Annotated in this window: 21 protein-coding genes and 1 riboswitch; of the genes, 5 read left to right on the top strand and 16 right to left on the bottom strand. The window is 57.3% G+C overall.

Annotated features, from left to right (window positions below):
* Positions 1-62 precede the first annotated feature (62 nt).
* The 4 genes from RHM62_RS05160 to RHM62_RS05145 form a co-directional block, all read right to left on the bottom strand.
* Positions 63-959, bottom strand: coding sequence for a type IV pili methyl-accepting chemotaxis transducer N-terminal domain-containing protein (locus RHM62_RS05160; protein ID WP_322124484.1), 897 nt, complete (start codon positions 957-959; stop codon positions 63-65).
* Positions 960-1268: 309 nt separating this feature from the next.
* Positions 1269-1730: an RES family NAD+ phosphorylase gene (locus RHM62_RS05155; RefSeq protein ID WP_322124483.1), complete on the bottom strand. Its 462-nt coding sequence runs from the start codon at positions 1728-1730 to the stop codon at positions 1269-1271.
* Positions 1727-2227 carry an antitoxin Xre/MbcA/ParS toxin-binding domain-containing protein gene (locus RHM62_RS05150; RefSeq protein WP_322124482.1) on the bottom strand — a complete coding sequence of 167 codons (501 nt, stop codon included), beginning with the start codon at positions 2225-2227 and terminating at the stop codon, positions 1727-1729. Before RHM62_RS05150 ends, RHM62_RS05155 begins: the two co-directional genes overlap by 4 nt.
* Before the next feature lie 101 nt (positions 2228-2328).
* Positions 2329-3396: a hypothetical protein gene (locus tag RHM62_RS05145; RefSeq protein WP_322124481.1), complete on the bottom strand. Its 1068-nt coding sequence runs from the start codon at positions 3394-3396 to the stop codon at positions 2329-2331.
* Positions 3397-3582: 186 nt separating this feature from the next.
* On the opposite strand from RHM62_RS05145, the gene RHM62_RS05140 reads away from it, so the two are divergent.
* The 3 genes from RHM62_RS05140 to RHM62_RS05130 all read left to right on the top strand — a co-directional run bounded on the left by RHM62_RS05140 (position 3583) and on the right by RHM62_RS05130 (position 5825).
* Positions 3583-3999, top strand: coding sequence for a hypothetical protein (locus RHM62_RS05140; protein WP_322124480.1), 417 nt, complete (start codon positions 3583-3585; stop codon positions 3997-3999).
* A 76-nt stretch (positions 4000-4075) separates the two neighbouring features.
* The gene (locus RHM62_RS05135; protein WP_322124479.1) at positions 4076-5032 is read left to right on the top strand and encodes a homoserine kinase; all 957 of its coding nucleotides are present in this window, start codon (positions 4076-4078) and stop codon (positions 5030-5032) included.
* 1 nt (position 5033) lies between these two features.
* Complete coding sequence (locus RHM62_RS05130) at positions 5034-5825, top strand: BPSS1780 family membrane protein (RefSeq protein WP_322124478.1); 792 nt, start codon at positions 5034-5036, stop codon at positions 5823-5825.
* A 342-nt stretch (positions 5826-6167) separates the two neighbouring features.
* Here the strand turns inward: RHM62_RS05130 and RHM62_RS05125 are convergent, their stop codons facing one another.
* From RHM62_RS05125 to RHM62_RS05080, 10 genes are all read right to left on the bottom strand, one after another.
* Positions 6168-8441, bottom strand: coding sequence for a UvrD-helicase domain-containing protein (locus RHM62_RS05125; RefSeq protein WP_322124477.1), 2274 nt, complete (start codon positions 8439-8441; stop codon positions 6168-6170).
* Positions 8442-9087: 646 nt separating this feature from the next.
* Positions 9088-10776, bottom strand: coding sequence for a hypothetical protein (locus RHM62_RS05120; protein WP_322124476.1), 1689 nt, complete (start codon positions 10774-10776; stop codon positions 9088-9090).
* A gap of 578 nt (positions 10777-11354) precedes the next feature.
* Entirely contained in the window at positions 11355-11963 is a 609-nt protein-coding gene (gene thiE, locus RHM62_RS05115) for a thiamine phosphate synthase (RefSeq protein WP_322125326.1), read from the bottom strand.
* Between the two features lie 6 nt (positions 11964-11969).
* A complete protein-coding gene (locus RHM62_RS05110) occupies positions 11970-12776 on the bottom strand; it encodes a hydroxymethylpyrimidine/phosphomethylpyrimidine kinase (protein ID WP_322124475.1) in 807 nt (268 codons plus the stop codon).
* Complete coding sequence (locus RHM62_RS05105) at positions 12773-13573, bottom strand: thiazole synthase (protein WP_322124474.1); 801 nt, start codon at positions 13571-13573, stop codon at positions 12773-12775. The genes RHM62_RS05110 and RHM62_RS05105 overlap by 4 nt, the downstream gene beginning before the upstream one ends.
* A 68-nt stretch (positions 13574-13641) precedes the next feature.
* Positions 13642-13842: a 2OG-Fe(II) oxygenase gene (locus tag RHM62_RS05100; RefSeq protein WP_322125325.1), complete on the bottom strand. Its 201-nt coding sequence runs from the start codon at positions 13840-13842 to the stop codon at positions 13642-13644.
* Positions 13839-13973 carry a hypothetical protein gene (locus RHM62_RS05095; protein ID WP_322124473.1) on the bottom strand — a complete coding sequence of 45 codons (135 nt, stop codon included), beginning with the start codon at positions 13971-13973 and terminating at the stop codon, positions 13839-13841. Before RHM62_RS05095 ends, RHM62_RS05100 begins: the two co-directional genes overlap by 4 nt.
* 372 nt (positions 13974-14345) lie before the next feature.
* Positions 14346-14549, bottom strand: coding sequence for a sulfur carrier protein ThiS (thiS, locus tag RHM62_RS05090; RefSeq protein WP_322124472.1), 204 nt, complete (start codon positions 14547-14549; stop codon positions 14346-14348).
* Positions 14550-14560: 11 nt separating this feature from the next.
* Positions 14561-16513: a phosphomethylpyrimidine synthase ThiC gene (thiC, locus tag RHM62_RS05085; RefSeq protein WP_322124471.1), complete on the bottom strand. Its 1953-nt coding sequence runs from the start codon at positions 16511-16513 to the stop codon at positions 14561-14563.
* Positions 16514-16559: 46 nt separating this feature from the next.
* Positions 16560-16664, bottom strand: a riboswitch (TPP riboswitch).
* A gap of 254 nt (positions 16665-16918) precedes the next feature.
* Positions 16919-17815 carry a glycosyltransferase family 2 protein gene (locus tag RHM62_RS05080; protein ID WP_322124470.1) on the bottom strand — a complete coding sequence of 299 codons (897 nt, stop codon included), beginning with the start codon at positions 17813-17815 and terminating at the stop codon, positions 16919-16921.
* A gap of 337 nt (positions 17816-18152) precedes the next feature.
* Between RHM62_RS05080 and RHM62_RS05075 the strand changes: the two genes are divergently transcribed.
* Both RHM62_RS05075 and RHM62_RS05070 read left to right on the top strand, forming a co-directional pair.
* Positions 18153-20966 (top strand): valine--tRNA ligase, encoded by a 2814-nt coding sequence (locus tag RHM62_RS05075; protein WP_322124469.1) that lies wholly within the window; start codon positions 18153-18155, stop codon positions 20964-20966.
* Between the two features lie 25 nt (positions 20967-20991).
* On the top strand, positions 20992-21435 hold the full coding sequence (locus RHM62_RS05070) for a DUF2147 domain-containing protein (RefSeq protein WP_322124468.1): 444 nt from the start codon (positions 20992-20994) through the stop codon (positions 21433-21435).
* Between the two features lie 107 nt (positions 21436-21542).
* Here the strand turns inward: RHM62_RS05070 and waaF are convergent, their stop codons facing one another.
* Both waaF and msbA read right to left on the bottom strand, forming a co-directional pair.
* Positions 21543-22577: a lipopolysaccharide heptosyltransferase II gene (gene waaF / locus RHM62_RS05065; RefSeq protein ID WP_322124467.1), complete on the bottom strand. Its 1035-nt coding sequence runs from the start codon at positions 22575-22577 to the stop codon at positions 21543-21545.
* 70 nt (positions 22578-22647) lie between these two features.
* Positions 22648-24384, bottom strand: a complete 1737-nt coding sequence (gene msbA / locus RHM62_RS05060; protein WP_322124466.1) for a lipid A export permease/ATP-binding protein MsbA — start codon at positions 24382-24384, stop codon at positions 22648-22650.
* Between the last annotated feature and the right edge of the window lie 81 nt (positions 24385-24465).

Raw genomic sequence — 24465 nt, 5'->3', positions numbered from 1 at the left:
GGCCTTGCGGGGGAAGACCGGTAAGCCTCACCACGGATGCGGATGCACAGCGATCGCTTCACCTAATAAGTCTCGTAGCGCACGGCAATCGCGGCCAGGTTGTCCGGCATGCTATTTGATAGACCAAGCATTTCTTTGAGTGCCTGCTCGTACTGGTTGGTAAGGTTGTCCATTAACTCGAGCAAGCGCTCACTGGTGGTCGCGATATTGCGGCTCATCGTCGCATTCGGCTTCTGCTCCAGCGAGGTATCGAATGCGCCCCATTGCATCTTGGCGAGATCCAGATCCTGCCGGATCGATACCGTTGAAATGGGTGCACTGGCCATGGTATCGAGACCCGCCTTGAACTCTGTACGGGCGCGCTGGAGATCCGTCCTGACTGCCTTCGTATCGTGACCCGCCTGGATCAACAAATACGATTTCGCCGCCAGTTGCGACAGCATGCGTTGACGGCCGGCAATATTGACGATCTTTGCCTGGGATGATTTGGCAAGGGCTTCATAGAAGCGTGTGGTCTTTTCAGCCTCGACCAGCAACAGGTCGGCCTGAGTGGAAACGAGCAGCGTGTTTTCCTTGCTGGCTGGCTGGGCCGTAAATCCAAGCAGCATTTTCGCCTGCGTGTCCAACGGTCCGAGCAACGCCAGTGCATCCGGATAGGATGTCGCGGATGCCGTTCGCAAATCCAGAATATTGCGTTCGATCAGTGCTTGTGACGACACCAGGATTTCGTAGGCCTTGTCCGGTAACACACCGAGGGCTATCTGGACGTAGGCCTTGGCCATCCGTTGCGACAACGCTCGCAACCGGCCGCTGCGATTGATGATGGTTGGCAAAGGAATTATTTTGGATTGCGCACTGGCAATACCAGATAGTCCGACCCCGGTCAGCAGCATGCCGTAGACGGCAATCATCGTCCTGCGACGCAAAAAGTGGGGGGTGTGCTCATCTAAATAGTGCATGGCCGACTCCTTGAATAATCATTATTTTAAGTATTTTTAGTGCAGATACTTACAGTAATGTTCTTCAGAGCAATAGAGCAACGACTTTTTCAATCCGGATGAAAGTACCTGTGTATTCTGGAAATTCACTGAGATTTTTCGTTGCATGGATGAAACTAGAATGCGGATAAGCGCAAGGTGACGCTACGGATGCTCTGTCCAGCTTCGCGTCTTCAGGGGCCTCCTCACCGACAGGGACTCGATAACCGCGATGGCTTTCCAGGTTAAACAGATTCGCAAGAAGATTACAGAACGCATTGAATCTCCCCCTCAGAAATCAGTCATCCGCGCACCAAACCGGAACTCCCGCACGACGTCCAACGTAATCTGCGCAAACGCAGGGTGTGCAGGATTGATGACCGCATTCAACGCTTCCGGAATGACTGCAGAGGGAACCAGCATCATGAATGCATCCGGCGATGCCAGCCATCGCTTGCCGATTTCCTGAGTGCTGGCCGGTGCCGGCAACGCGGCCCAGTCGTCGGGCAAGTCGGCTACTGCCGGCTGGAATACCGGTGCTGCATGCTCCGGTACATCGAGCGCCACCAGCACCATGGGCGGGACAACCGTGCCGGACAAATGAACAAATTTCTCGAGGGCGCATAGCTCGATGGTCGTGCCGGCATACAGTGCCGGAAACCCGATCGGGGTCCAGCGACCGCCATATAACCGGGTACCATCGCACCGCCGGTCGAGTGCCCACTGCGCTGTCGCGATACGCCACAACTTCAAGCAGCACCGCCGGTGGCGATAGCATTGAGGACTTGACGCACCGACACGGCACCCGGTTCGGTGTCCATCAGATCCAGCGGGGCGACCTCACCCAAAGCACGATTGGGACGCCGCATCCAGTCAATCGCGACGAACTTATCGCCAAAGACCTCGACCGCCAAGCGCGTCACCGCGCCCATCCGGAACAGTCGTTCCGTGGCTCCGGAATCAATGCGGGCATTGGTCTTTTCGAGACGACTGGCCGTCGACGCCGGAACCTGAGCAATGCTTTGAATGCGGGCGTCTGCGACACCAAAAAAATTACTGGCCGCCTTGATCATGCCGATTGAATAACCTTCGCGAATTGCCTGTACTGCCGCAAAGCCGGAGAGCGGTGCGTCGGAAACCAGATGGGTAAATGGCGTATCGTCCAGCCGACTGGTAGCGGCCTTGAAACGCAACGAAGCCCCATTGCGGGGCTTGGCAAGGTGTTCGGGGGGAAGGTGTTTGGTCGCCATCTAAACCTCTCATTCGGGCTTTTAAAATAACCCAACCGAGATCACAGACCAATGGTTTCAACCCTGCAATGTGGTGTGGACGCCAGCAGCGCCGACCAGCGTCACCCCCCGAACGACCGCATGACCCCGACCCGGAACAGATCCCGGTCATTTTTTTCGCGGAAGGTATTGACCCGGCTGAAGCTGGCAAAGGCTTTCCAGTCCTTGCCGATATTGCGGTCGACTTGCATCGTAATCAATGCCATCAGCCGTGCCTGATCCGAGGAACCGCGCTTGTTGGTGGTGACGTAAGGACCGACACCGGCACTGGCGCTCCAGTTGTCAGCCAGCGGTTGGACATACCAGGCCTGTGCCGCCAGGCCGCGCCGGTCGACCCGGGTATCGTCGTCGCCCTCGGCGATTGCCGAGGCGGAAAACGCCCACGGACCGTAGTACTTCTTGATTTCTGCTGAAGCACCGGCACTGCGTTCGGTATTGCCATGGTTGGTCTGCCCGTTGATCGCGGCCACGCCCAGCCAGAGGCGATCATCGACCAGCCCCGGCATGCTGCGGGCAGGCGTCGTATCAAAATATTTGCCGACGCCGATCAGTACGGCATTCGATGAATGCGCGCCCGCTCCCGGCATGCTGACGTGATTGAAACCCAGGCGGATGTGCGCCCCGCTCCCCAGCTGATCCACATCGATCAGCAACGCGGTCGACAGCAGCACACCGAGGTTCGAATTGTTGTGTTGCACGCCGCCGATGGTGGTCGTATTCATGCTGTAGTACGGACCGAGTCCGACTTCCGCGCTGACGATTTTGCCCAACGGCTTGTTATACATTCCCTGCAGCGCAAAGCCATCACGATGATTGTTATCGGGATGACCTTCGTTGTAATGCACGACATCGACACGAAATTTTTCATTGGCCGAAAACAGCTTGCCGGTATCCAATCCCGGCAAGGTGACTTCCTTGCCGAAGCGCACTTCGAATGCCCATCCCAGCGTCGCCTTGCCACGCACATTCTCGCCATCAATCTTGCCATTGCCGTACGTGCCGGACACGTAAGCGCGCTGGTCGAGGGCGATCAGCGAGGCATTTTTGGCATCCACTGCATCAAGCGTTTGTGCGGAAGCGGTGCCGGCAAACAGGCACAGGACGGTCCATCGAAGTACTGAAAATTTCATGATAATTGGGGCTACAGAGGACGATGGGGGCCGCAGCGTAACACGTGGCCATATGACATTTCGTAGGGCGCAATTAGCGCTTTCGTGTAGCCACACCAGCACCTGACGCACGCCACGGAATCGCTGTCGGCATCGCCACGTCTGTTTGCTACAATGAGCCTCACTTTTCGTCAGGCGTCGACCATCATGCGCACTTTAAACATCTGGCCTTGCTTCATCCTCTGCGTCGCAGCCAGCGCCACACCTCTGCTGGCGCAAGCCCAAACCTCGACGGTTAATCAGGCACCACCGAACCTGGAACGACTGGAAGAAGGCAGCATTCCCGATATCACGATCCGGCCGCAACAACGCGGCACGACCACCGACAAGCGCGAACAAGGTGTCGTGACCGAAGTGCAGGTCGAGAGCGGCGGCAGCAATTACCGTGTCAAACAAAGTGCCGGTCCGGGCAATGCAGCGCCGGGCGATGCCCAAAGCAATGCCGTGCGGGCACCGCAATGGCTGGTCAAGGAATTCGACTGGGGCGGCAAGAAAGAGCCCAAGCCTGGCGAACCGGCCCCGATCCAGGATGCACCCCCACCGCCGCTACCAGCGGCCAAATAACCATCACGGGCGCAGCGATGCGCCCGCTTTCTGACCAGCGCTGCGACCTGTCGCATGCCCCTTACCTTTACCCGCTATGGCAGTGTTTACCACCGTTACCCAAGACGACCTTACTTCCTGGATCAGCCAGTTTCCGCTCGGTGCCGCACATGCCTTACGCGGCATCGCCTCCGGCGTTGAAAACAGTAATTTTTTCATCGATACCGACCGCGGCGAATTTGTCCTGACCGTGTTTGAAAAACTCACGTTCGAACAAGTGCCGTTTTATCTTGAACTGATGCGTCATCTGGCCGAGCGCGGTGTCGCCGTGCCGGCACCGGTCGCCAGCAACAGTGGTGCGCTGGTCACGCCATTACACGGCAAGCCGGCAGCGATCGTCAGCAAGCTCGATGGCACTTGCCAGATGCATCCGGCTCCGGTCCATTGCGCCGCAGTCGGGGCGATGCTGGCACGCATGCATCTGGCCGGCGCCGACTTCCCGATCCGCCAGCCCAATTTGCGTGGTCTTGAGTGGTGGCGCAGCACGGTGCCGACGGTGCTGTCCTATCTGGTACCGGACGCGATGATCCTGCTGCTCGACGAAATGGAATACCAGGAAGGCTTTGCCGATTCCGAAGCGTATATGGCACTACCGGACGGCCCGATTCATGCCGACCTGTTCCGCAATAACGTGATGTTCGATGGCGAACGCCTGACCGGCTTTTTTGATTTTTATTTTGCCGGTTGCGATACCTGGCTGTTCGATGTCGCCGTCACGATCAATGACTGGTGCATCGACCTCGACAGCGGCGTGCTTGACAGTAACCGGGTGCGCGCGCTGCTCGATGCCTATCATGCCGTGCGGCCGTTCAATGCCAGCGAACAGGTCGCCTGGCAACCGATGCTGCGTGCTGCCGCGCTGCGTTTCTGGCTCTCACGCCTGTATGATTTACATTTGCCGCGCGACGCCGAAATGCTGACGCCGCACGATCCCGATCACTTCAAGCGCATCCTGCAAGAACGTATTGCAACTGCTGCCCCCACTTTGTATTGATATGACTTCTCTTCCTGCAATGACAGGCTGGTTGTGGCTCAAGGAAGGCTTCGCCCTCTTTCGCAAACAACCGGTCGAACTCTCGACGCTGTTCATCAGCTACATGTTCATCATGATCGCCATCGGCATCGTTCCGGTGATCGGCCAGGTCGCGCCGATGATCCTGGTACCGGTCTTTTCGCTGGCCTTCCTGTCGGCCAGCGCTCAGGTCCGCAATGACGAACGGGTCTATCCGAAGCTGCTGTTTTCTGCCTTCCGCTCGCCGGCGATCAAATCGCTGCTACTGCTGGGCACGCTGCAACTGGCGGCCGGCCTGCTGGCGCTGGGCGTGTCGGTGCTCATTGATGGCGGCGTGTTCTGGAAAGTCCTGAGCGGCGAAACCGGGATGGATCCGGCCGTCATCGGTGAGTCCAACATGGGCCTGGCCATATTGGCCGCCGCGCTGGTCTATTTGCCTGCTGCGATGGCCTTCTGGTACGCGGCACCGCTGGTGGCGTGGCAAAAAATGACCGTCACCAAGGCGGTGTTCTACAGCCTTTTTGCGGTCCGCCAGCACTTCAAGGCCTTCGTCGTTTACGGCCTGTCCTGGGTTGCCGTTGGCGTGGTGTTGCCGACTGTGGCCAGCTTGCTGTTGGCCCTGCTGTTCAACAGCGCCAGTTTGATCGTGATGGTAATGATGCCGTTGTCGATGCTGCTGACCGTGGTGTTGTACAGCTCGTTTTACATCACTTATACCGACGTGTTTCCGGTGCCCGAGCAGCCGGTGGTGGCGGCGATTGATGTCGATGCTTGAAGTGGTGTAGCTGCGGCAACGGCACTGTCAACCCGGGGTTGAGCAACGCTTCGTGGCAGCGTTCCGGGTGCCACGGCGGTGCAATGCCCTGCGGTTATTGCACCCTACGTGTCGCTCGTTGCTTGTTACCTTGCACGGTTCCCTGCGCCGGCACACCGACCATTTCCCGTTCGTCCTGAGCCTGTCGAAGGCGCACAGTCAGGTGCGCCTTCGACAGGCTCAGGACGAACGGTTTATTGAGTGCTGTCCGATTTAGCAGGTAGGGTGCAATAACCGCAGGGCATTGCACCGAATGGTCTAGTTGTCATCGTCAATACCGGTGACGACACCCCCATCACCGCCTCAAACCACCTTATCGAGCTTCGCAATGCTCAAATCAAGCAACTTCATCCCATGCTTGCCAAAGTTGATGTGCGCCCGCGCATTCATGCCGCCGCCTTCAATATTGACGATCACCCCTTCGCCGAACTTGGCATGCGCGACTGACTCGCCAATCCGCCAGCCGAGGTCTTTATGACTGGATCCCAGCGCTAGCGAATTCGTTGACGGCACATCAACCCATGCCGCCTTCGGGCTATCGTAACGGTAAAACGGCTGGATTTTCGGCGACAGCCATTTCAGTGACTCTTCCGGCAGCTCGGCAAAAAAGCGGGACTTGAGGTTGTAGCGGGTCTGCCCGTGCAACATCCGCGTTTGCGAAAAACTCATGTATAGCCGCTTGCGCGCCCGCGTGATGGCGACGTACATCAGTCGTCGTTCTTCCTCGACGCCGGCCTCTTCTTTCTGCGCATTCTCGTGCGGGAACAGGCCTTCTTCGAGGCCGGTGATGAACACCGTATCGAACTCCAATCCCTTGGCCGAATGCACCGTCATCAACTGCATCGCATCCTGCCCGGCGCTGGCCTGGTTGTCGCCGGCTTCGAGCGAGGCATGCGACAAAAAGGCCGACAGCGGCGACATCACCGCCGGCAACGGCGCATCCGCATCGAGTATTTCAAAACCGTCGTCGAGCACGATCGCCGTGCCGCTCACCGGCGCGCTTTGCGGCCCGAGGAAAGCCGGCGCATCGTGGCCGAAACCTTCTTCGTTGACGAAGACGGTGGCGGCATTGACCAGCTGTTCCAGATTCTCGACCCGATCCGCGCCTTCCTTTTCATTGCGGTAATGGGCAATCAAACCACTTGCGGCCAGCACCACATTGACCATCTCCGGCAAGGCCAGCTGGGCGGTTTCAAAGCGCGTACTTTCAATTAGCTTGATGAAGGCACCGAGCGATGAGCCTGCCTTGCCAGCCACATGCGGCACCGCTGCGTACAGCGACAGGTTGTGCGCGCGGGCGGCGTCCTGCAATTGTTCCAGCGAACGTGCACCGATGCCGCGGGTCGGAAAATTCACCACGCGCAGAAAGGCCGAATCGTTGTGCAGGTTATCCATCAACTGCAGGTAGGCGATCGCACTCTTGACTTCGGCGCGCTCAAAATAGCGCTGGCCGCCATAGACCTTGTACGGAATCCCGGCCGAGAACAGCGCATGTTCGATCACGCGCGATTGCGCGTTCGAGCGGTACAGCACCGCGATCTCGCTGCGCAAAGCGCCTTCGTTGATCAAGCTCTTAGCTTCCTCGATGATCCATTGCGCTTCCAGCAGGTCGCTGGTTGATTCGTAAATCCGCACCGGCTCGCCATGACCGGCATCGGTGCGCAGGTTCTTGCCGAGGCGCTTGGTGTTGTTGGCAATGAGCAGGTTGGCGGTGTCGAGGATATGGCCGTGCGAGCGATAGTTTTGCTCCAGCTTGATCAGGTTTTGCACATCGAATTCGCGCTCGAAGGCCGACATGTTGCCGACGTTGGCACCCCGGAATGCATAGATGCTCTGGTCATCGTCGCCGACCGCAAACACCGCGCCGCGCTTGCCGGCCATCAGCTTGAGCCAGTTGTACTGCAGGTTGTTGGTGTCCTGGAATTCGTCGACCAGGATGTGCTTGAAGCGCGCCTGATAATGCTCGCGCAACGGTTGGTTGCGGCTCATCAGCTCATACGTGCGCAACAGCAGCTCGGCAAAATCGACCACGCCTTCGCGCTGGCACTGGTTGTCGTAATAGTCGTATAGCTCGACCAGGCGGCGGTTGTAGTCATCGCTGGCATCGACATCCTTGGCACGCAAGCCCTGGTCCTTGGCGCCGTTGATGAAGTACATCAGATTACGTGGCGGGAATTTCTCATCGTCGACATTGAGGGCTTTGAGCATCCGCTTGATCATCGACAACTGGTCCGACGAATCAAGGATCTGGAAGGTCTGCGGCAACCCGGCGTCGCGGTGATGCGCGCGCAATAGCCGGTTGCACAAACCGTGGAAGGTCCCGATCCACATCCCGCGCGTGCTGATCGGCATCATCGCCGACAGCCGCAGCGTCATTTCCTTGGCCGCCTTGTTCGTGAACGTCACCGCCAGCACACCATTCGGCGCGACCGCGCCGTTCTGGATCAGCCAGGCGATGCGGGTGGTCAGGACACGGGTTTTGCCGGAGCCGGCACCCGCCAGGATCAGGGCGTGTTGCGCGGGCAAGGTGACGGCGGCGAGTTGTTCGGGATTGAGGTTGTGGAGGAGATTTTGCATCGGGGGATTATAACGTCCGGGGGGTGGGGTGGACGGTTGGGATGGGCGGACATTGTTGATCTGCGCTCGTGGTCGCGAGGTGTCGTGCCCGCCATATCGCATTGCAGGCGCGCAGATAGTCCGACCTCCGCCATCGACACTCGCAGGCCACATCGTACGGTCTGACAAGCACATTAAAATTTATCAGACGATGATATTCACAACGTTCGATTTTCGAAAAATGGCATGCGTACGACGCCCCAGGACATCATTGTATTGAACAAGTTGATTTTCTAAACACGACCAATCGGCTACGGTCCCGTCATGTTTTTCAATTGACTTATGACTACGTTCACCAATTGGGATTGCGGTCACATTATTACCACGTACAGCAGGCAATAAAATAACCCTATGAAAACGACTATCAATGCAGATAATTATCCACAACAATCCTTGCTATTTTTTTGAATAACACAGGAAAACTCACCAACAAAAAAAGACAGTAAATGTTACACGACGTTTTGTCGCAAACATATTACTGTCCCTGTACCGTTCATCCATTGCAATACCGTATGATTCTGGCTGCCTGAATACTGAATATATCGCTCTGGATGATATAAAGGTAATCCCGACAATATTTATAACTATTTTTTTAATTTAAAAAAATTCACTTTAAATTATTTAGCTCTCTTTTGTCAAAATCGTTGTTATTACCACATAATTGCTTCATTAATGCCGGGTTATTCAATATCCACTTGGCAGCACTTCTTTCTTGTTCCGTGATATTTTTGTCTTTAGCCATGGCAACCAAGTCCTGGTATCTTATTTTAAAGCGATCTAGCGAATCACTCTTTGAGTTAAAAACTAATTTCCCTGCTTGTTTATCAGAGGCAACAGCATCAGCACCCTCAGGCTGCTTTAAAAAATGATCAGAATCCGCAGCCGTTAATACCCCATTTTCGACTATTTTGATTTTTTCAGTAAAGGTTTTATGCGACATCTTTCCGTCGTTCATTACGGCAATCAAGGTATCCGGATGCCGTAGCAACCAATTTGCGGCAGCTTGCTCTTCTGGCTTGATATCAGCGCCTCCGTTAGCAACTCTGTAAAGATCGTTCATATCCGCACCGTCTTGAAATCCCCCCCCGCCTGTTTTTGTAATTGCATTTCCTTTGTCAACGTCGTTGAAAAGTGAATTTGCGCCTGGGGTATTCAGGGCCTCAAGGCACGTTTTCGCGTTGAACGTCGTTGCCGGTGGATTTGTCGCTGCTGGTGCTGATACTGGTGCTGCTGCTGGTGCTGGTGCTGCTGGTACTGGTGCTGGTGCGGATGATGGTGCTAGTGCTGCTGCTGGTGCTGGTGCTGGTGCTGGTGCTGGTGCTGGTGCTAGTGCTGCTGCTGGTGCTGGTGCTAGTGCTGGTGCTGGTGCTGGTGCTGGTGCTGGTGCTGGTGCTGGTGCTGGTGCTGATGATGATGATGATTGTACTTTTAGTACTGGTACGGAATCTCTTACCGTTGGCGTTGGCGCTGTCGTTTGAGTTGGCGTTGGCACCTGCATCCCAGCTAATGCTGATGGCTTCCAAGCAACACTCGCTTCTGCGGTTATTTCAGGCTTTAGATACAGTGACTCGGGGCCCAACAATGCTTTGGCATCGGCGATATCCTGCTTAGTCGCGTTTCGCCCCCAGATCGTGCCTTTGGTGGCAACCGTCTGCAGGTCTTTGAGATAAATATTGCCATCACCACTGACAAGGTGCGATTCTCTCTTCGTAATACGTTCGATAGCCTCCTTTTTTTCTGACATTGACACTAACTGAGGATTTACCCAAACGACGCCATTTTCGTCGACGCTGTTGGTCGCTCCTACAGTTCCGACAGACTTGCTGCCGGGGGCGAGCTCAGATAGTTCATAAGGTCTCTCTGTCAAAGTTTTTTGTGCTGGTATTGCGGCTACTTTCGCGTCTGGTGTTACGCTTGGTTTTTGATCATCACCGGCCATTCCCAGTACAGCACTAACTTGCTTCCCGTTATTCTCACTTTTATCGAGCCTGTTAATTAAACGATTCCAGAATCCTTCATTCTTTTCTTTATCATCAAAATAATCATCACTAGACTCATCCACTGTTAATTTTTGCCTCTTACCATCAATATCGACTCCATCATCAACAATTACTGTCAAATCTTTTCCTTGTTCAGAATGCGTGACCTGAACTATTGTATGTGTATTGCCTGAAAATATAATATCCCCTTCTTTGAGAATACTCGTATCCTTCGACGTTACTTTCTTAGATACTCCATCCTTCCCGACGATCGTATCACCCGCTGCCAACGTATTATTTGAGATACCAATACCCATAATATATACTCCCAATAAAATATTTGTCTTAATAACTAATTAATATACTTAATTTAAAATCTGAATTACCCAGATAAATGTCAACCCCAACTTTTTATCTATAAAAGTAAATGGTCTTCATTGATCAGAACCAGCTCGACTATGGATTAAAAATGGTAGTGATTACCAAGTAAGTAGCTCAACACACTTATAAAGTTCCGTGCAAATAATGCGTACTTTCCAATGTGCGGCAAGCAATCAAGTGCACAACATACCGTTGGCAATTCATGGAAATGACAGGCGCTACAAGGAGATTTAGGAACTGCGTCGACTAATGAAGTAGTACGAACATCAGGCGTTCATGCCAACCTTGAAAATTGGCTATGAACCTGCCTGGGAGCGGCAGGCGGGATGATCGGAAATAAAAGCCAGGCAACGGCATCTGAGCATGCGCCCCAAGCAAGACGGAATAAAAAACGGTATTTCTGGTCACAGACGTCGCCCACTTACCGAACGTCACACCGATCCGGCAAGACAGCAAAGCGACGGAATCCTATTTGCTGTGTCCGGATAGGATTTTTTGCAACAGGGCGGCAAAGTCAAACAAACAATCCGGCGAACCCCGCCGCCGCCGCACGCACCTTCTCCGCCGCATACACACTGCTAATGGCCGCCACCATCTGCGCACCCTGCGCCACCAGCGGACGCGCATTGTCAACCGTCATGCCGCCTATCACCACCACCGGCAGATCGATCACCGCACGCGCTTGCGCAATGATGACCGGCGCGGTCGTGACCGGATATTGCTTGACCCGCGACGGATAGAAACCACCGAAGGCGACATAGCTGGCGCCACTGCGTTGTGCGCTCAACGCCAGTTGCAGGTCACCGTAGCACGATGCCCCGATGATCTTGCCGGGCCCGAGCAATGCGCGCATCTGCGTAACGCTGGCGTCGGTGCCACCGACGTGGATGCCATCGGCGTCGAGCGCGATGCACAGGTCGGCATGGTCGTTGATGATGAGGGGCCGGGTGTAGCGGCGGCACAGGGCCAGCAAGGCGGTGGCTTGTTCGAGGCGTTGGCCGGCATCGGCAGTTTTATGGCGGTATTGCACCAGTGCGGCACCGCCCAGCAAGGCTTGTTCAGTGACGTGCAGCAGGCGGTCGGTGTCATCCCAGTCGGGCGTGACGAGGTAGAGTCCGTTCATCATGGGTCATTGTTCCTTGTTCTTGTCCTGATTCCAGGTGACGTTGCGATTCGGGATACGCTGCCCGTCGGCGATGGCAAAAGATTGCTCGAGCGTGCGGTGGCAAAAAGCTTGCGCCACGTCGAGCGCAGCCTCCATCGGCAAGCCGCAGGCCAGCGCTCCGGCGATCGCGCCGGCCAGCGTGCAGCCGCTGCCGTGGAAGGTGCCGGACAGACGCGGCCAGCTCCAGCTGCGGCTGGCGCCGTCGGTGTACCAGCGATTGACCACTTGCGCATCGAATCCGTGACCGCCCTTGAGCAGCACATGGCCGCAGCCGCGCAGCAGCAAGGTATCGACCTGTTGCTCGGCGCGCCGGTCGCCGGCGCAGAGGATGGCGGCTTCGGGCAGGTTGGGCGTGAGCAGCGTGGCCAGCGGGATCAGGTCGGCCAGCATCAGGGCGGCGTTGTCGAGCGAGAGCTGGTCGCCGTGGCCACTGGCGAGCACCGGATCAAGTACGACCGGCAAATCGGGATTGCGCGCGCGCAGCGTGCGGATCACGTCGAGGATAATGGCGGCGTTGGCCAGATTGCCAATGACGCCGATCTTGATGGCGGCGATGTCGATCTTGTCGACCAGCGTCTGCGCCTGTTGCTGCAACCAGCGCGCCGGCACCGGATATACCGCGTGCACGCGGTCGTTGTCCTGCACCGTCAGCGCAGTGATCAGCGCCAGCGCGTGGGCGCCCATCGCACCGATGCTGCCGATATCAGCCTGGATACCGGCCCCGCCGCTGGGGTCTGAGCCGGCAAACACCAGCACGCACGGTCGGGTCATGCCGGCCGGCCTTGCATCGGCGACGAGGGTGATGCCGCAAACCGCTTCGGCATGCGGCCCGCCAGATACGCATGACGACCGGCCTGGATTGCCAGCCGCATCGCATGCGCCATGCGCACCGGATCCTGCGCGAGCGCAATTGCCGAATTCATCAGCACGCCATCGCAGCCGAGTTCCATTGCAATGGCGGCGTCCGAGGCGGTGCCGACACCGGCATCAACTAGCACCGGCACGGTGGCTTGCTCGATGATCAGCGATAAATTCCACGGGTTCAGGATGCCCATGCCGGAGCCGATCAGCGAGGCCAGCGGCATCACGGCGACACAGCCGATCTGTTCGAGCAATTTGGCCTGGATCGGGTCGTCGCTGCAATACACCATCACGTCGAAGCCGTCGCGCACCAGTGTCTCGGCGGCTTTCAGGGTTTCGGGCATGTTGGGGAACAAGGTCTTGTCGTCGCCCAGCACTTCGAGCTTGACCAGCTTGCGTCCGCCCAGCAATTCACGGGCAAGCTGCAAGGTATAGACCGCATCGGCGGCGTTGTAGCAGCCGGCGGTGTTGGGCAGGATGGTGTAGCGCGATGGCGGAACGACGTCGAGCAGGCTGGGCGCGTTCGGGTCCTGGCCGATATTGACGCGACGGATCGCGACGGTGATGATTTCTGCGCCGCTGGCTTCGGTGGCGTCACGGGTCTGGTCGAGGTCGCGGTATTTGCCGCTGCCGACCAGCAGGCGTGAGCGATAGGTGGTGCCGGCAATGATGAGGGGAGTGTCGTCGAGGTAGGCGTCAGCGGTCATGGAGTTGGTTCAAAAACGATTCGGTTAAGGCAAAACGGGCACGGCGTTATCGTACCCTTCTGCGGTGGTCAGTACGGCTTTTCTCGCAGCCATTTGTTGGCAATGATCTTGGTCCCTTTTTCGACAGGCAAACCGGCATGCAGGGTCTTTTTGTCGGGCAAGCCGTACGGCGTGGTATTACGAAAAAACAGGGCACCTCCTTTTTGCGGATGCACATCCAGGCAGATACCCGGGAACGACGTACTGCCGCCCTCCTCGACATCGGTCAGGTACAGAATAATCGTGCCCAGCCGCTGCCCGCTTTCTCGGTCTCGCCGCGCTGGATGTGCGCGCTTTCGCTGGTGCGACTGTTATCGAAGCGGCTGATGCCCGAGGCATTGTCGATCGTGGTCGAGCGCACGAATCGAGATTTAATTAGGGTCAGAGTCAATTTAAAAAGTGCTCGAACAAAACTTGCGTGGCCTGCCGCCAGTCGCCACAAACCACATCGGCAGCAACCAGGGTCAGTGTTTTTTTTCGCGAGGTTTTTTCGCGAAAATTACACTGACCCTGCTTGCTGATCTCGAAGCACCACGGCTTGCGACCGGTTGCGCTCCGTGGTCCGTTCACGGGGTCAGAGTAATTTTCGCGATACGGCCTGCGAAAAAAACTCTGACCCCGTGAACTCCTTGCTCTGGCAGCTTGTGACGTCCGGAACCACCTGCTTTTGCCAACTTCGAGGAGAAATCAATTAGGGTCAGAGTCAATTTAAAGATGCCTCATAAAAAGATCCTCATCCCCCGCCGATCGCCCGAACCACATCCACCCGATCCCTGTTCGCCAGCAGTCGCTCACGCCACAATTGCCGCGGCACGATCTCGCGGTTGACAGCAACCGCCAGTGACTGGTTCGCCAGCGCCAGCGCATCAATCAACTCCTGCAAGTGCCAACCCGGCGCGATCCGGTGCGGCGCGCCGTTAAGTTCGATCTCGATCATGGTGGCGGCCATCACTGCTTGCGATAGAGTTCCGCACCGCTCTTGACGAACTCGATCGCCTTGACTTCCATGCCCTGCTTGAGCGCGGCGATATCGCTGATGCCTTGCTTGGCGGCGTAATCGCGGACCTCTTGCGTGATCTTCATCGAGCAGAAATGCGGGCCGCACATCGAGCAGAAATGGGCGACCTTGGCTGAATCCTTGGGCAAGGTTTCGTCATGAAATTCGCGCGCCTTGTCGGGGTCGAGGCCGATGTTGAACTGGTCATCCCAACGGAATTCGAAGCGCGCTTTGGACAGCGCATTGTCGCGGATCTGCGCGCTCGGATGACCCTTGGCCAGGTCGGCGGCGTGGGCGGCGATCTTGTAGGTGATGATGCCGTCCTTCACATCCTGCTTGTTCGGCAAGCCGAGATGCTCTTTCGGCGTGACGTAGCAGAGCATCGCGGTGCCGTACCAGCCGATCTGCGCGGCGCCGATGCCGGAGGTGATGTGATCGTAGCCGGGCGCGATGTCAGTGGTCAGCGGCCCGAGCGTGTAGAACGGCGCTTCGTGGCATTGCTCCAGCTGCAAGTCCATGTTCTCTTTGATCAGGTGCATCGGCACGTGGCCTGGACCTTCGATCATCACTTGCACGTCGTGCTGCCAGGCGATTTGCGTCAGTTCGCCAAGGGTCTTGAGTTCGGCCAGTTGCGCTTCGTCGTTGGCATCGAAAATCGAACCGGGACGCAAGCCATCGCCGAGGCTGAACGAGACGTCATAGGCTTTCATGATGTCGCAGATGTCGTTGAAGTGCGTGTACAGGAACGATTCTTCATGATGCGCCAGACACCACTTCGCCATGATCGAGCCACCGCGCGAGACGATACCGGTCAGCCGCTTGGCGGTCATCGGCACGTAACGCAGCAACACGCCGGCATGAATTGTGAAGTAATCGACGCCCTGCTCGGCCTGTTCGATCAGCGTGTCGCGAAAGATTTCCCAGGTCAGGTCTTCGGCCTTGCCGTTGACCTTTTCCAGCGCCTGATACAGCGGCACGGTACCGATCGGCACCGGGGAATTGCGCACGATCCATTCGCGGGTTTCATGGATGTGCTTGCCGGTAGACAGGTCCATGACATTGTCGCCACCCCAGCGGATCGCCCAGGTCATCTTTTCGACTTCTTCGCCGATGGACGACGTGACGGCGGAGTTGCCGATATTGGCATTGATCTTCACCAGAAAATTGCGGCCGATGATCATCGGTTCGATTTCGGGATGGTTGATGTTGGCGGGGATGATGGCGCGGCCACGGGCGATTTCCGAACGGACGAATTCGGGCGTGATCTCGGCCGGGATGGCGGCGCCGAATGACTGGCCCGGATGTTGGCGGCCCATCAAGTCGGCGAGGCGATTACCCATCGGCCCGGAGGCTTTCAGCTCGTCGAGGTATTCGCGCCGGCGCATGTTTTCGCGGATGGACACGTACTCCATTTCGGGCGTGATGATGCCCTGGCGGGCGTAGTGCATCTGGGTGACGTTCTTGCCGGCCAGTGCGCGGCGCGGGGTGCGCTTGAGGTTGAAGCGCAGTTCGGCCAGCGCCGGATCGTTCAGCCGTTCGATGCCGTAGGCCGACGACGGACCGGCCAGTTCTTCGGTGTCATTGCGCTCCAGGATCCACGGCAGGCGCGGCGTCGACAGGCCGCTGCGGATGTCGATGACGGCATCCGGGTCGGTGTACGGGCCGGAGGTGTCGTAGACGTAAATCGCCGGATTTTTTTCTGCGCCGAACGAAGCGGCAGTATCGGACTGGACGATCTTGCGCATCGGCACGCGCAGGTCGGGCCGCGAACCTTGTACGTAAAACTTGCTGGAATTGGGCAGTGGCTGGACGGCGGCTTCGTCGACGATGGCGGTGCTGGCGTCGAATTTGGCGTTGTCGATGGTTTTGCGATTGGTACTGAGAAAGGGGGCTTTGTCGTTCATGATGTTCCTTTGCTTGAGCGAAAAAGCGAAGGAATAACGGAACATGAAGTGGGTTCCGGAGCTTCCCTTCGCTGGCATTATCCAGATCAGGTTCAAGGGTATTTCTCACCCGAGCGCGAATGTTTTGCGGTCAGGACCCCTAGCTTGGTGGTGATTTTGTGCTGCCTTTTTAGCGCAGCACGAATGGATTCTACCTCATCGCGCAAGTGCAAGGACCTTAGCGATTCTGACATCGGCCAGACACGCACCGAAGAAAAATACTCTGCTGGCGCTAGCCCGATTCCTGATGTTCAATTTCAGCGGGATCGCAACGACCAGGAAGCAAATTGGCTTTTTGAGTATCCCCTGCCAGTCAACGCAATCAACGTAATCACTAAAAAATAGGGTGTCAGTAAATAAATCATCCTATTGAGACCTCATTGCAAACGGATCAATGAATAATAACTCTCCGCTTTGCAGCCACTTTTCTTTTTCAGTATCTGACATTAAATTATTCACATAAAATTCACGAGCCAGACTCCAATCACCCGATTGCATTGCGCTGAGATAAATATCGCGGCTTTGAACTAAAAATGACTGGTGCATCGGACTTTTTACATCGTCATACCAGAAGGACTGAAAGCTGCCCAATTCCGAGCATTTTTTTATCCAGTCCTTATAGGTCGCACTCAGATAATGCAAAACACAAACCTGATGCTCCCGAACCATCTTTCCGTTGCTCGTTTCAAATTCATGAACACTGACAGGACCAAGGCATTTCTGGACGCGTACCGCAGACTTTCCAAAAGTATATCCCTGGTAATAAGGAGATCCTTCGGCCAGAGGCGTATCGGTTGATCGATCAAATCGCCTGTTTTTCTTGAAAATCTTCAGTTCCCGAAACGGATCGTCTGCCGCATAGGCACTGACTGCTTCATGATTAATAAACTGAATACTGCTCACATTCGGATCGACATGAGCGAAGTAATCTTTCAAACTCTGCACCGGCGAATACATCAGTTCATCGGAATCAATATGAATTAACCAGTCAATTCCGTCTATCGAACACTGCTTGAGACCATGCCGCACATTGACACATTGCCGCTGCATGACTCCGGATGGGCCTGAAAAAGTGCTCAGCCATGCACCAGGACAGACAGAAACTACCGGACTGGTAGGCAGACCTGACAATATCGCGGGGGTTGAACTGTCAAGATAGAGGTATATCTTGTCGACCAGCTTCGAATGGTAATTAATCCACGTCTTGAATGACGCAGCAGGATTTCTTACCGTACAAACAATCGCCATTTTTAGTGTGGGCATCCTTGCTCCTCCCGGATATTCATTTGGCTACTATTGACATGCCTATGCGACCAGATAGTTTTTATTTCTTGGGAATGAGCGATTCGACTTGATAGCGATCATCAGCACTGCCAAAGAGATCGCCGTGATTGCGATTTTTTCTCCGCAAATACCGTAAATAAAACCAAGCTCAAGCTGACTATCAGCACACCGGTGCCGGTGATGACGGTCATGATGCGGTCCTTTTAGGCAATCGACGATCTGTACGAAGAAGGCTGCCAACGCCCGCCCGGACAACGGCTTCCTGCACCATGCCTGCCTTATAATGCGGACTTCTTTTCTCTACCAGACACCCATCATGGAATTAGCCAAGTCGTTCGAGCCCGCCGAAATTGAAAAGCACTGGCGGTCCACCTGGGAAGCGCGCGGTTATTACGGCGCCACCCTCGACGCTGACAAGCCGGCCTTCAGCATTCAATTGCCACCACCGAATGTCACCGGCACGCTGCACATGGGTCACGCCTTCAATCAAACCATCATGGATGGCCTGACCCGCTATCACAGGATGAGTGGGTTCAATACACTGTGGGTTCCCGGCACCGATCACGCTGGTATTGCCACACAAATCGTCGTGGAACGGCAACTCGATGCGCAAAAGCTGTCGCGCCATGACCTTGGCCGCGAGAAATTCGTCGAGAAAGTCTGGGAATGGAAAGAACAATCCGGCTCGACCATCACTGGCCAGATGCGCCGGATGGGTGCCTCGACCGACTGGAGCCGCGAATATTTCACGATGGATCCGAAGCTCTCGGGCACCGTCACCGAAGTGTTCGTGCGGCTGTTCGAGCAAGGCCTGATCTATCGCGGCAAGCGACTGGTGCATTGGGATCCGGTGCTGGGCACGGCGGTGTCGGACCTGGAGGTGGTGTCGGAGGAAGAAGAAGGCTTCATGTGGCATATCCGTTATCCGCTGGCCGATGGCAGCGGGCACCTGACGGTGGCCACGACGCGTCCTGAAACCCTGCTCGGCGACACCGCCGTGGCGGTCGACCCGACCGATGCGCGCTACGTGCACCTGATCGGCAAGATGCTCAAGCTGCCACTGTGTGACCGTGAAATCCCGATCATCGCCGACAGCTATGTCGACAAGGAATTCGGCACCGGCTGCGTGAAGATCACGCCGGCGCATGACAACAACGATTATGCAGTCGGCCAGCGCCATCAACTGCCGATGATCAATATCTTCACGCTGGACGCGAAGGTCAACGAGAACGGCCCGGCCAAATATCAGGGCATGGACCGCTTCGTGGCACGCAAGGAAATCGTCGCCGACCTCGATGCGCTCGGCTTGCTCGACAGCGTCAAGCCGCACAAATTAATGGTCCCGCGTGGCGACCGTACCGGCGTCGTGATCGAACCGATGCTGACCGACCAGTGGTTTGTGGCGATGTCGAAGCCGGCACCGGAAGGCACACACTTCCCGGGCAAATCGATCGCCGAAGTCGCACTGGAAAAAGTCGCCAGCGGCGAAGTGAAGATGATTCCCGAGAACTGGACCAGCACCTACAACCAGTGGCTCAACAATATCCAGGACTGGTGTATTTCTCGGCAGCTGTGGTGGGGCCATCAGATTCCGGCCTGGTATGACGAGGACGGCAAAATCTATGTCGCCCGTACCGAAGCCGAAGCGCAGGCGCAAGCGCCGGGCAAGACGCTGCGGCGTGATGCCGATGTGCTTGATACCTGGTTCTCGTCGGCGCTGGTGCCGTTTTCGACACTGGGCTGGCCGGAAGAAACCCCCGACTACAAGATGTTCCTGCCATCGACGGTGCTGGTGACGGGCTTCGACATCATCTTTTTCTGGGTCGCGCGGATGGTGATGATGACCACCCACTTCACCGGTAAGGTGCCGTTCGATACCGTCTACGTGCATGGCCTGGTGCGCGACGGCGCCGGCCAGAAAATGTCCAAGTCGAAGGGCAATACGCTGGACCCTATCGACCTGATCGATGGCATTGAGCTTGATGCGCTGGTCGCCAAGCGCACCACCGGCCTGATGAATCCGCGCGACGCGACCAAGATCGAGAAAGCCACCCGCAAGGAATTCCCCGATGGCATTCCCGCCTTCGGCACCGATGCGCTGCGCTTCACGATGGCCAGTTATGCCTCGCTCGGTCGCAACATCAATTTTGATCTGGCGCGCTGCGAGGGCTATCGCAACTTCGGCAACAAGCTATGGAATGCGACCCGCTTTGTGCTGATGAATACGGTCGACAAGGATTGCGGCGTCGAGGAACGCGATGAGTCGGGTTATCTGGAATTCTCGCAGGCCGACCGCTGGATCGTTTCGACCTTGCAGCGCACCGAAGCCGATGTCGCCAAGGGTTTTGCCGACTACCGCTTCGACAATATCGCGTCGTCGATCTACAAGTTCATCTGGGACGAGTACTGCGACTGGTACCTCGAACTGGCCAAGGTGCAGATCCAGCACGGCAACGAAGCGCACCAGCGCGGCACCCGTCGCACGCTGCTGAAGGTGCTCGAAACCACGCTGCGCCTGGCCCATCCGATCATCCCGTTCATCACCGAAGAACTGTGGCAAACCGTCGCGCCGCTGTCGGGCAAGGTGCTCGCTGCGACTGGTGATTCGATCATGATGCAAGCCTATCCGGTGGCGCAAGCGGACAGGATCGACGAGGCCGCCGAAAGCTGGATGACGCAGCTCAAGACCATGACCGATGCCTGCCGCAACCTGCGCGGCGAGATGCAGTTGTCGCCGGCGGTGCGCGTGCCGCTGATCCTCGAAACCGCTGCGGGTGCCGATGCGGCGCAACTGCAATCGTTCGCGCCGTACCTGCAGGCGCTGGCCAAACTGTCGGAGGTGCAGGTGGTCGATGCGCTGCCGGAGTCGCCGGCACCGGTGTCTATCGTCGGCAATGCACGGATGATGCTGAAGGTCGAGATCGACATCGCCGCCGAACGCGAACGCCTGCTCAAGGAGATCACCCGCCTCGAAGGCGAGATCACCAAGGGCCACGCCAAACTGGGCAACGAAGCCTTCGTGGCGCGGGCACCGGCAGCGGTGGTACAGGGCGAACAGGACCGGTTGGCCGGCTTTATCGGCACGCTGGAAAAACTGCGCGAACAGTACGCCAAATTACCTGTAGCCTGAGCCGTTCCATTACAAGGAGACATGCATGATCAAGACAAAAAACCTGGCGGCACTGACCGTCGGACTGTTGCTGGCAACCGGCGCACTGGCCCAGAGTTCGCCGGTCGGACTCTGGAAAAGCATCGATGACGGCAACGGTCAGCCGAAGGCGCTGATCCGCATCAGCGACAGCAACGGCGAGCTGAAAGGAAAGATAGAAAAAATCTTCCCGTCGACCGATGACAAGCATCCGAATTGCGACAAGTGCGAGGGTGCCAACAAGGGCCAGCCTATCCTGGGCATGACCATCGTCAACGGGATGCGCGCTGAAGGTAGCGAATTTACCGGCGGTACCATTCTTGATCCGAACAATGGCAAGGTCTACAAGAGCAAGATGACGCTCAGTGACGAAGGCAAAAAACTCAATGTGCGCGGGTATATCGGCATGCCGATGCTGGGGCGCACGCAGGTGTGGTTGCGCGAGGAGTAATTGGCGGGTGAGCCGCTCAGGACGAGCGGCTTTCCGCAGGATGTTGGGTGTAATAACCGCAGGGTATTGCATCAGGCGCAGCACATCCGTACGCCAATACCGTCGGCCTAACCCGCTACCGCCGCTCCATCCATCTCCCGCAACGCCTCCATCACCCTCCCCGCCGCAATATCCTTCATGCACCGGTGATGCCCCAGCGGACATTCGCGCTGCTTGCAGGGCGCGCACTCCAGCGCCAGGTAAATCGTCCGGAAGACATCCGCAAACGGTGGCGCATGAGCCGGATCCGTCGGTCCGTACAACGCGACGATCTTGCGGTTGAGCGCCGAGGCAATGTGCAGCAATCCGGAGTCATTGCTGACTACCGCATCGGCCTTGGCGATCAGCGCAATCGCCTCTGTCAGCGCGGTACTGCCCGCCAGGTTGGTGACGAACGGCATGATGGTCGTGATCGCCTCGCCGACCGGGCGATCCTTCTCCGAACCGAGGATGACGACCTGCACCTCCGGAATCGCCTGCTGCAGCAGCCCGGCCAACTCGGCAAAATGGGTAATCGGCCAGCGCTTGGCGGAACCGAATTCGGCACCCGGCGCGAACACCACCAGCGGCCGTCCGACCTGCAGTTTTGCGCTCTGCCAGGCCGCGTTCACCTGCGCCGCCTCCACCGTCAGTGTCGGCCGTGGCAACTCGGCCGGCTGTGGCACCGAGGCCGCCGGCGGCTGCGCCAGTGCGGCGTAAAACGCCACCATCGGCCGCGGCAATTGCTTGTCGTCGCGGTGCAGCGTGTTGAGCAATCCGTAACGCGATTCGCCGACATAGCCGACCCGCTGCGCAATCCCGGCCAGCCATGGGATCAGCGCGAACTTGAGCGTATTGGGCAGCACGTAGGCAGCGCCATAATCACGCGTGCGCAGCTGGCGCGCAAACCGCCAGCGCTCGCGCAACTGCAGCGCGCCATGCCGGAACGGTGTTTCGATGACGCTATCGACTTCGGCCATCGCGTACCACACCGGTGCCACCCAGGCCGGTGCCAGGACGTCGATCGGCCGGTCGGGATGGGCCAGTTTGAGCAGCTTGAGCAGCGGTTGCGCCATCACGGCGTCACCGATCCAGTTGGGAGAAATAACCAGTGTGCGGGTCACCGGTGCGCCACGCAGACGGGCGGCGAGGTGGCGATCGAGAGGAAGAAAAAGTACGGATCATGCAGGGTCATCAGACGGCTTCCTTTTCAAACTGCAAATGGTGCAGGCTAGCGTAGACGCCATCGCGCGCCAGGAGTTCGGCATGGGTGCCCAATTCGACGATATGACCGCTAACCAGCACCACGATGCGGTCGGCCCGCTCAATCGTCGAGAGCCGGTGGGCAATGACCAGCGTGGTGCGGTTCTGCATCAGGTCGACCAGCGCGGACTGGACCGCGCGCTCGGATTCGTTGTCGAGTGCCGAGGTGGCTTCGTCGAGAATCAGGATCGGTGCGTCCTTGTAGATCGCGCGGGCAATCGCCATGCGCTGGCGCTGGCCACCGGACAAGCGACTGCCGTTATCGCCAATCGGCGTGTCAAAACCTTTCGGCAAGGCCGCGATCATTTCGGTCAGATGCGCTGCGCTGGCGGCGGCTTCGACCCGTGCGCGATCCGGTTCCGGATCGCCATAGGCGATGTTGGCAGCGACGGTGTCATCGAACAGGACGACGTTCTGGCTGACCATGGCCATCTGCGAGCGCAGGCTGGTCAGCGACAACGAATCGAGTGGCGCGCCGTCGAGGCAGATCTGGCCCGATTGCGGCGTATGAAACCCCGGCACCAGATTGACCAGCGTCGATTTTCCGCCGCCCGAAATCCCCACGAAGGCGACCGTCTCGCCGGGATGGATGGTCAGGTTGATATTGGCCAGCGCCGGCAAGGTCTGCTCGGGATAGGCAAAGCAGACGTTCTGGAATTCGATGTGACCAACCGAGCGGCCGGTCAGCGCGACGCCATTGGTGCGTTCGGGCGGCGTATCGATCAGCGCGAAGACCGCTTCCGCTGCAGCGATGCCGCGTTGCAGCGGGCCGTTGACTTCGGCCAGGTGCTTGAGCGGTGTCAGCAGCATCAGCATCGCGGTGATGAACGAGACGAAACCGCCGGCGGTGATCTGGTTCTGGCCGGACTGCAACAGCGCAATCACGATCACCACCGACACCGCGCAAGAGGCCATGATCTGCGTGATCGGGACGGTCGCGGCGAAGGTACTGGCCATGCGCATCGAATAATTGCGCAGCTTGACCGCACGCTGTTCGAAGCGGCTTTTTTCATAGTCATGGCCACCGAAGATCTTGATGACCTGCTGGGCGCGGGTGGTTTCTTCGATGACCTGCGTCAGTTCGGCATTGACATCGAGGAAGTCACGCGTGAGCTTGCGCAGCCGCTTGCCGGTCATCCGGACCACAATCGCCATCAGCGGCAGCAACACCAGCGCGACGATAGTCAGACGCCAGTTCAACCACAACAAAAATGCCAGCAACACGATGACAGTAAGGCTGTCACGGATCAGCGAGGTGAATACCTTGGTGACCATTTCAATGATTTGCTGGACCTCGAACATCATCGAGTTGATGACACGTCCGACCGAGGTGCGCTCGTAGAATTGCGCCGGCACATCCAGCAGGCGACTGAACATTTGCCGGCGCAGGATATTGAGCAGATGGGTCGAGACCCAGGTCATCATGTAGGTCGTCAGAAAAGTCGAGAGCCCGCGCAGCACGAACATGCCGATCACGGCGACCGGCACGGTCCACAGCGGGATCGTCGATTTGCCGACGAAGCCATTGTCGAGCAGGGTTTTCATCACCGCGGGGAACATCGGTTCGGTCGAGGCGGTGATCGCCATCCCCAGGAAGGCCAGCCCGAGGCGACCACGGAATGGCTTGAGCATGCGCGCCAGGCGCATCAGATGGGGAGGCAATTTCATCGGGGACTTTACGGGGTAAGCAGGCGGGAACGGCGGAAGAAAGCGTTTACAATTCTCCGGACTGGCTGCCGCAGTGGCAGC

Origin of the sequence: Actimicrobium sp. CCC2.4, assembly GCF_034347385.1 — a bacterium.
Taxonomy (GTDB): Bacteria; Pseudomonadota; Gammaproteobacteria; order Burkholderiales; family Burkholderiaceae_D; genus Actimicrobium.
This window is presented reverse-complemented; position numbering and strand designations above follow the sequence as displayed.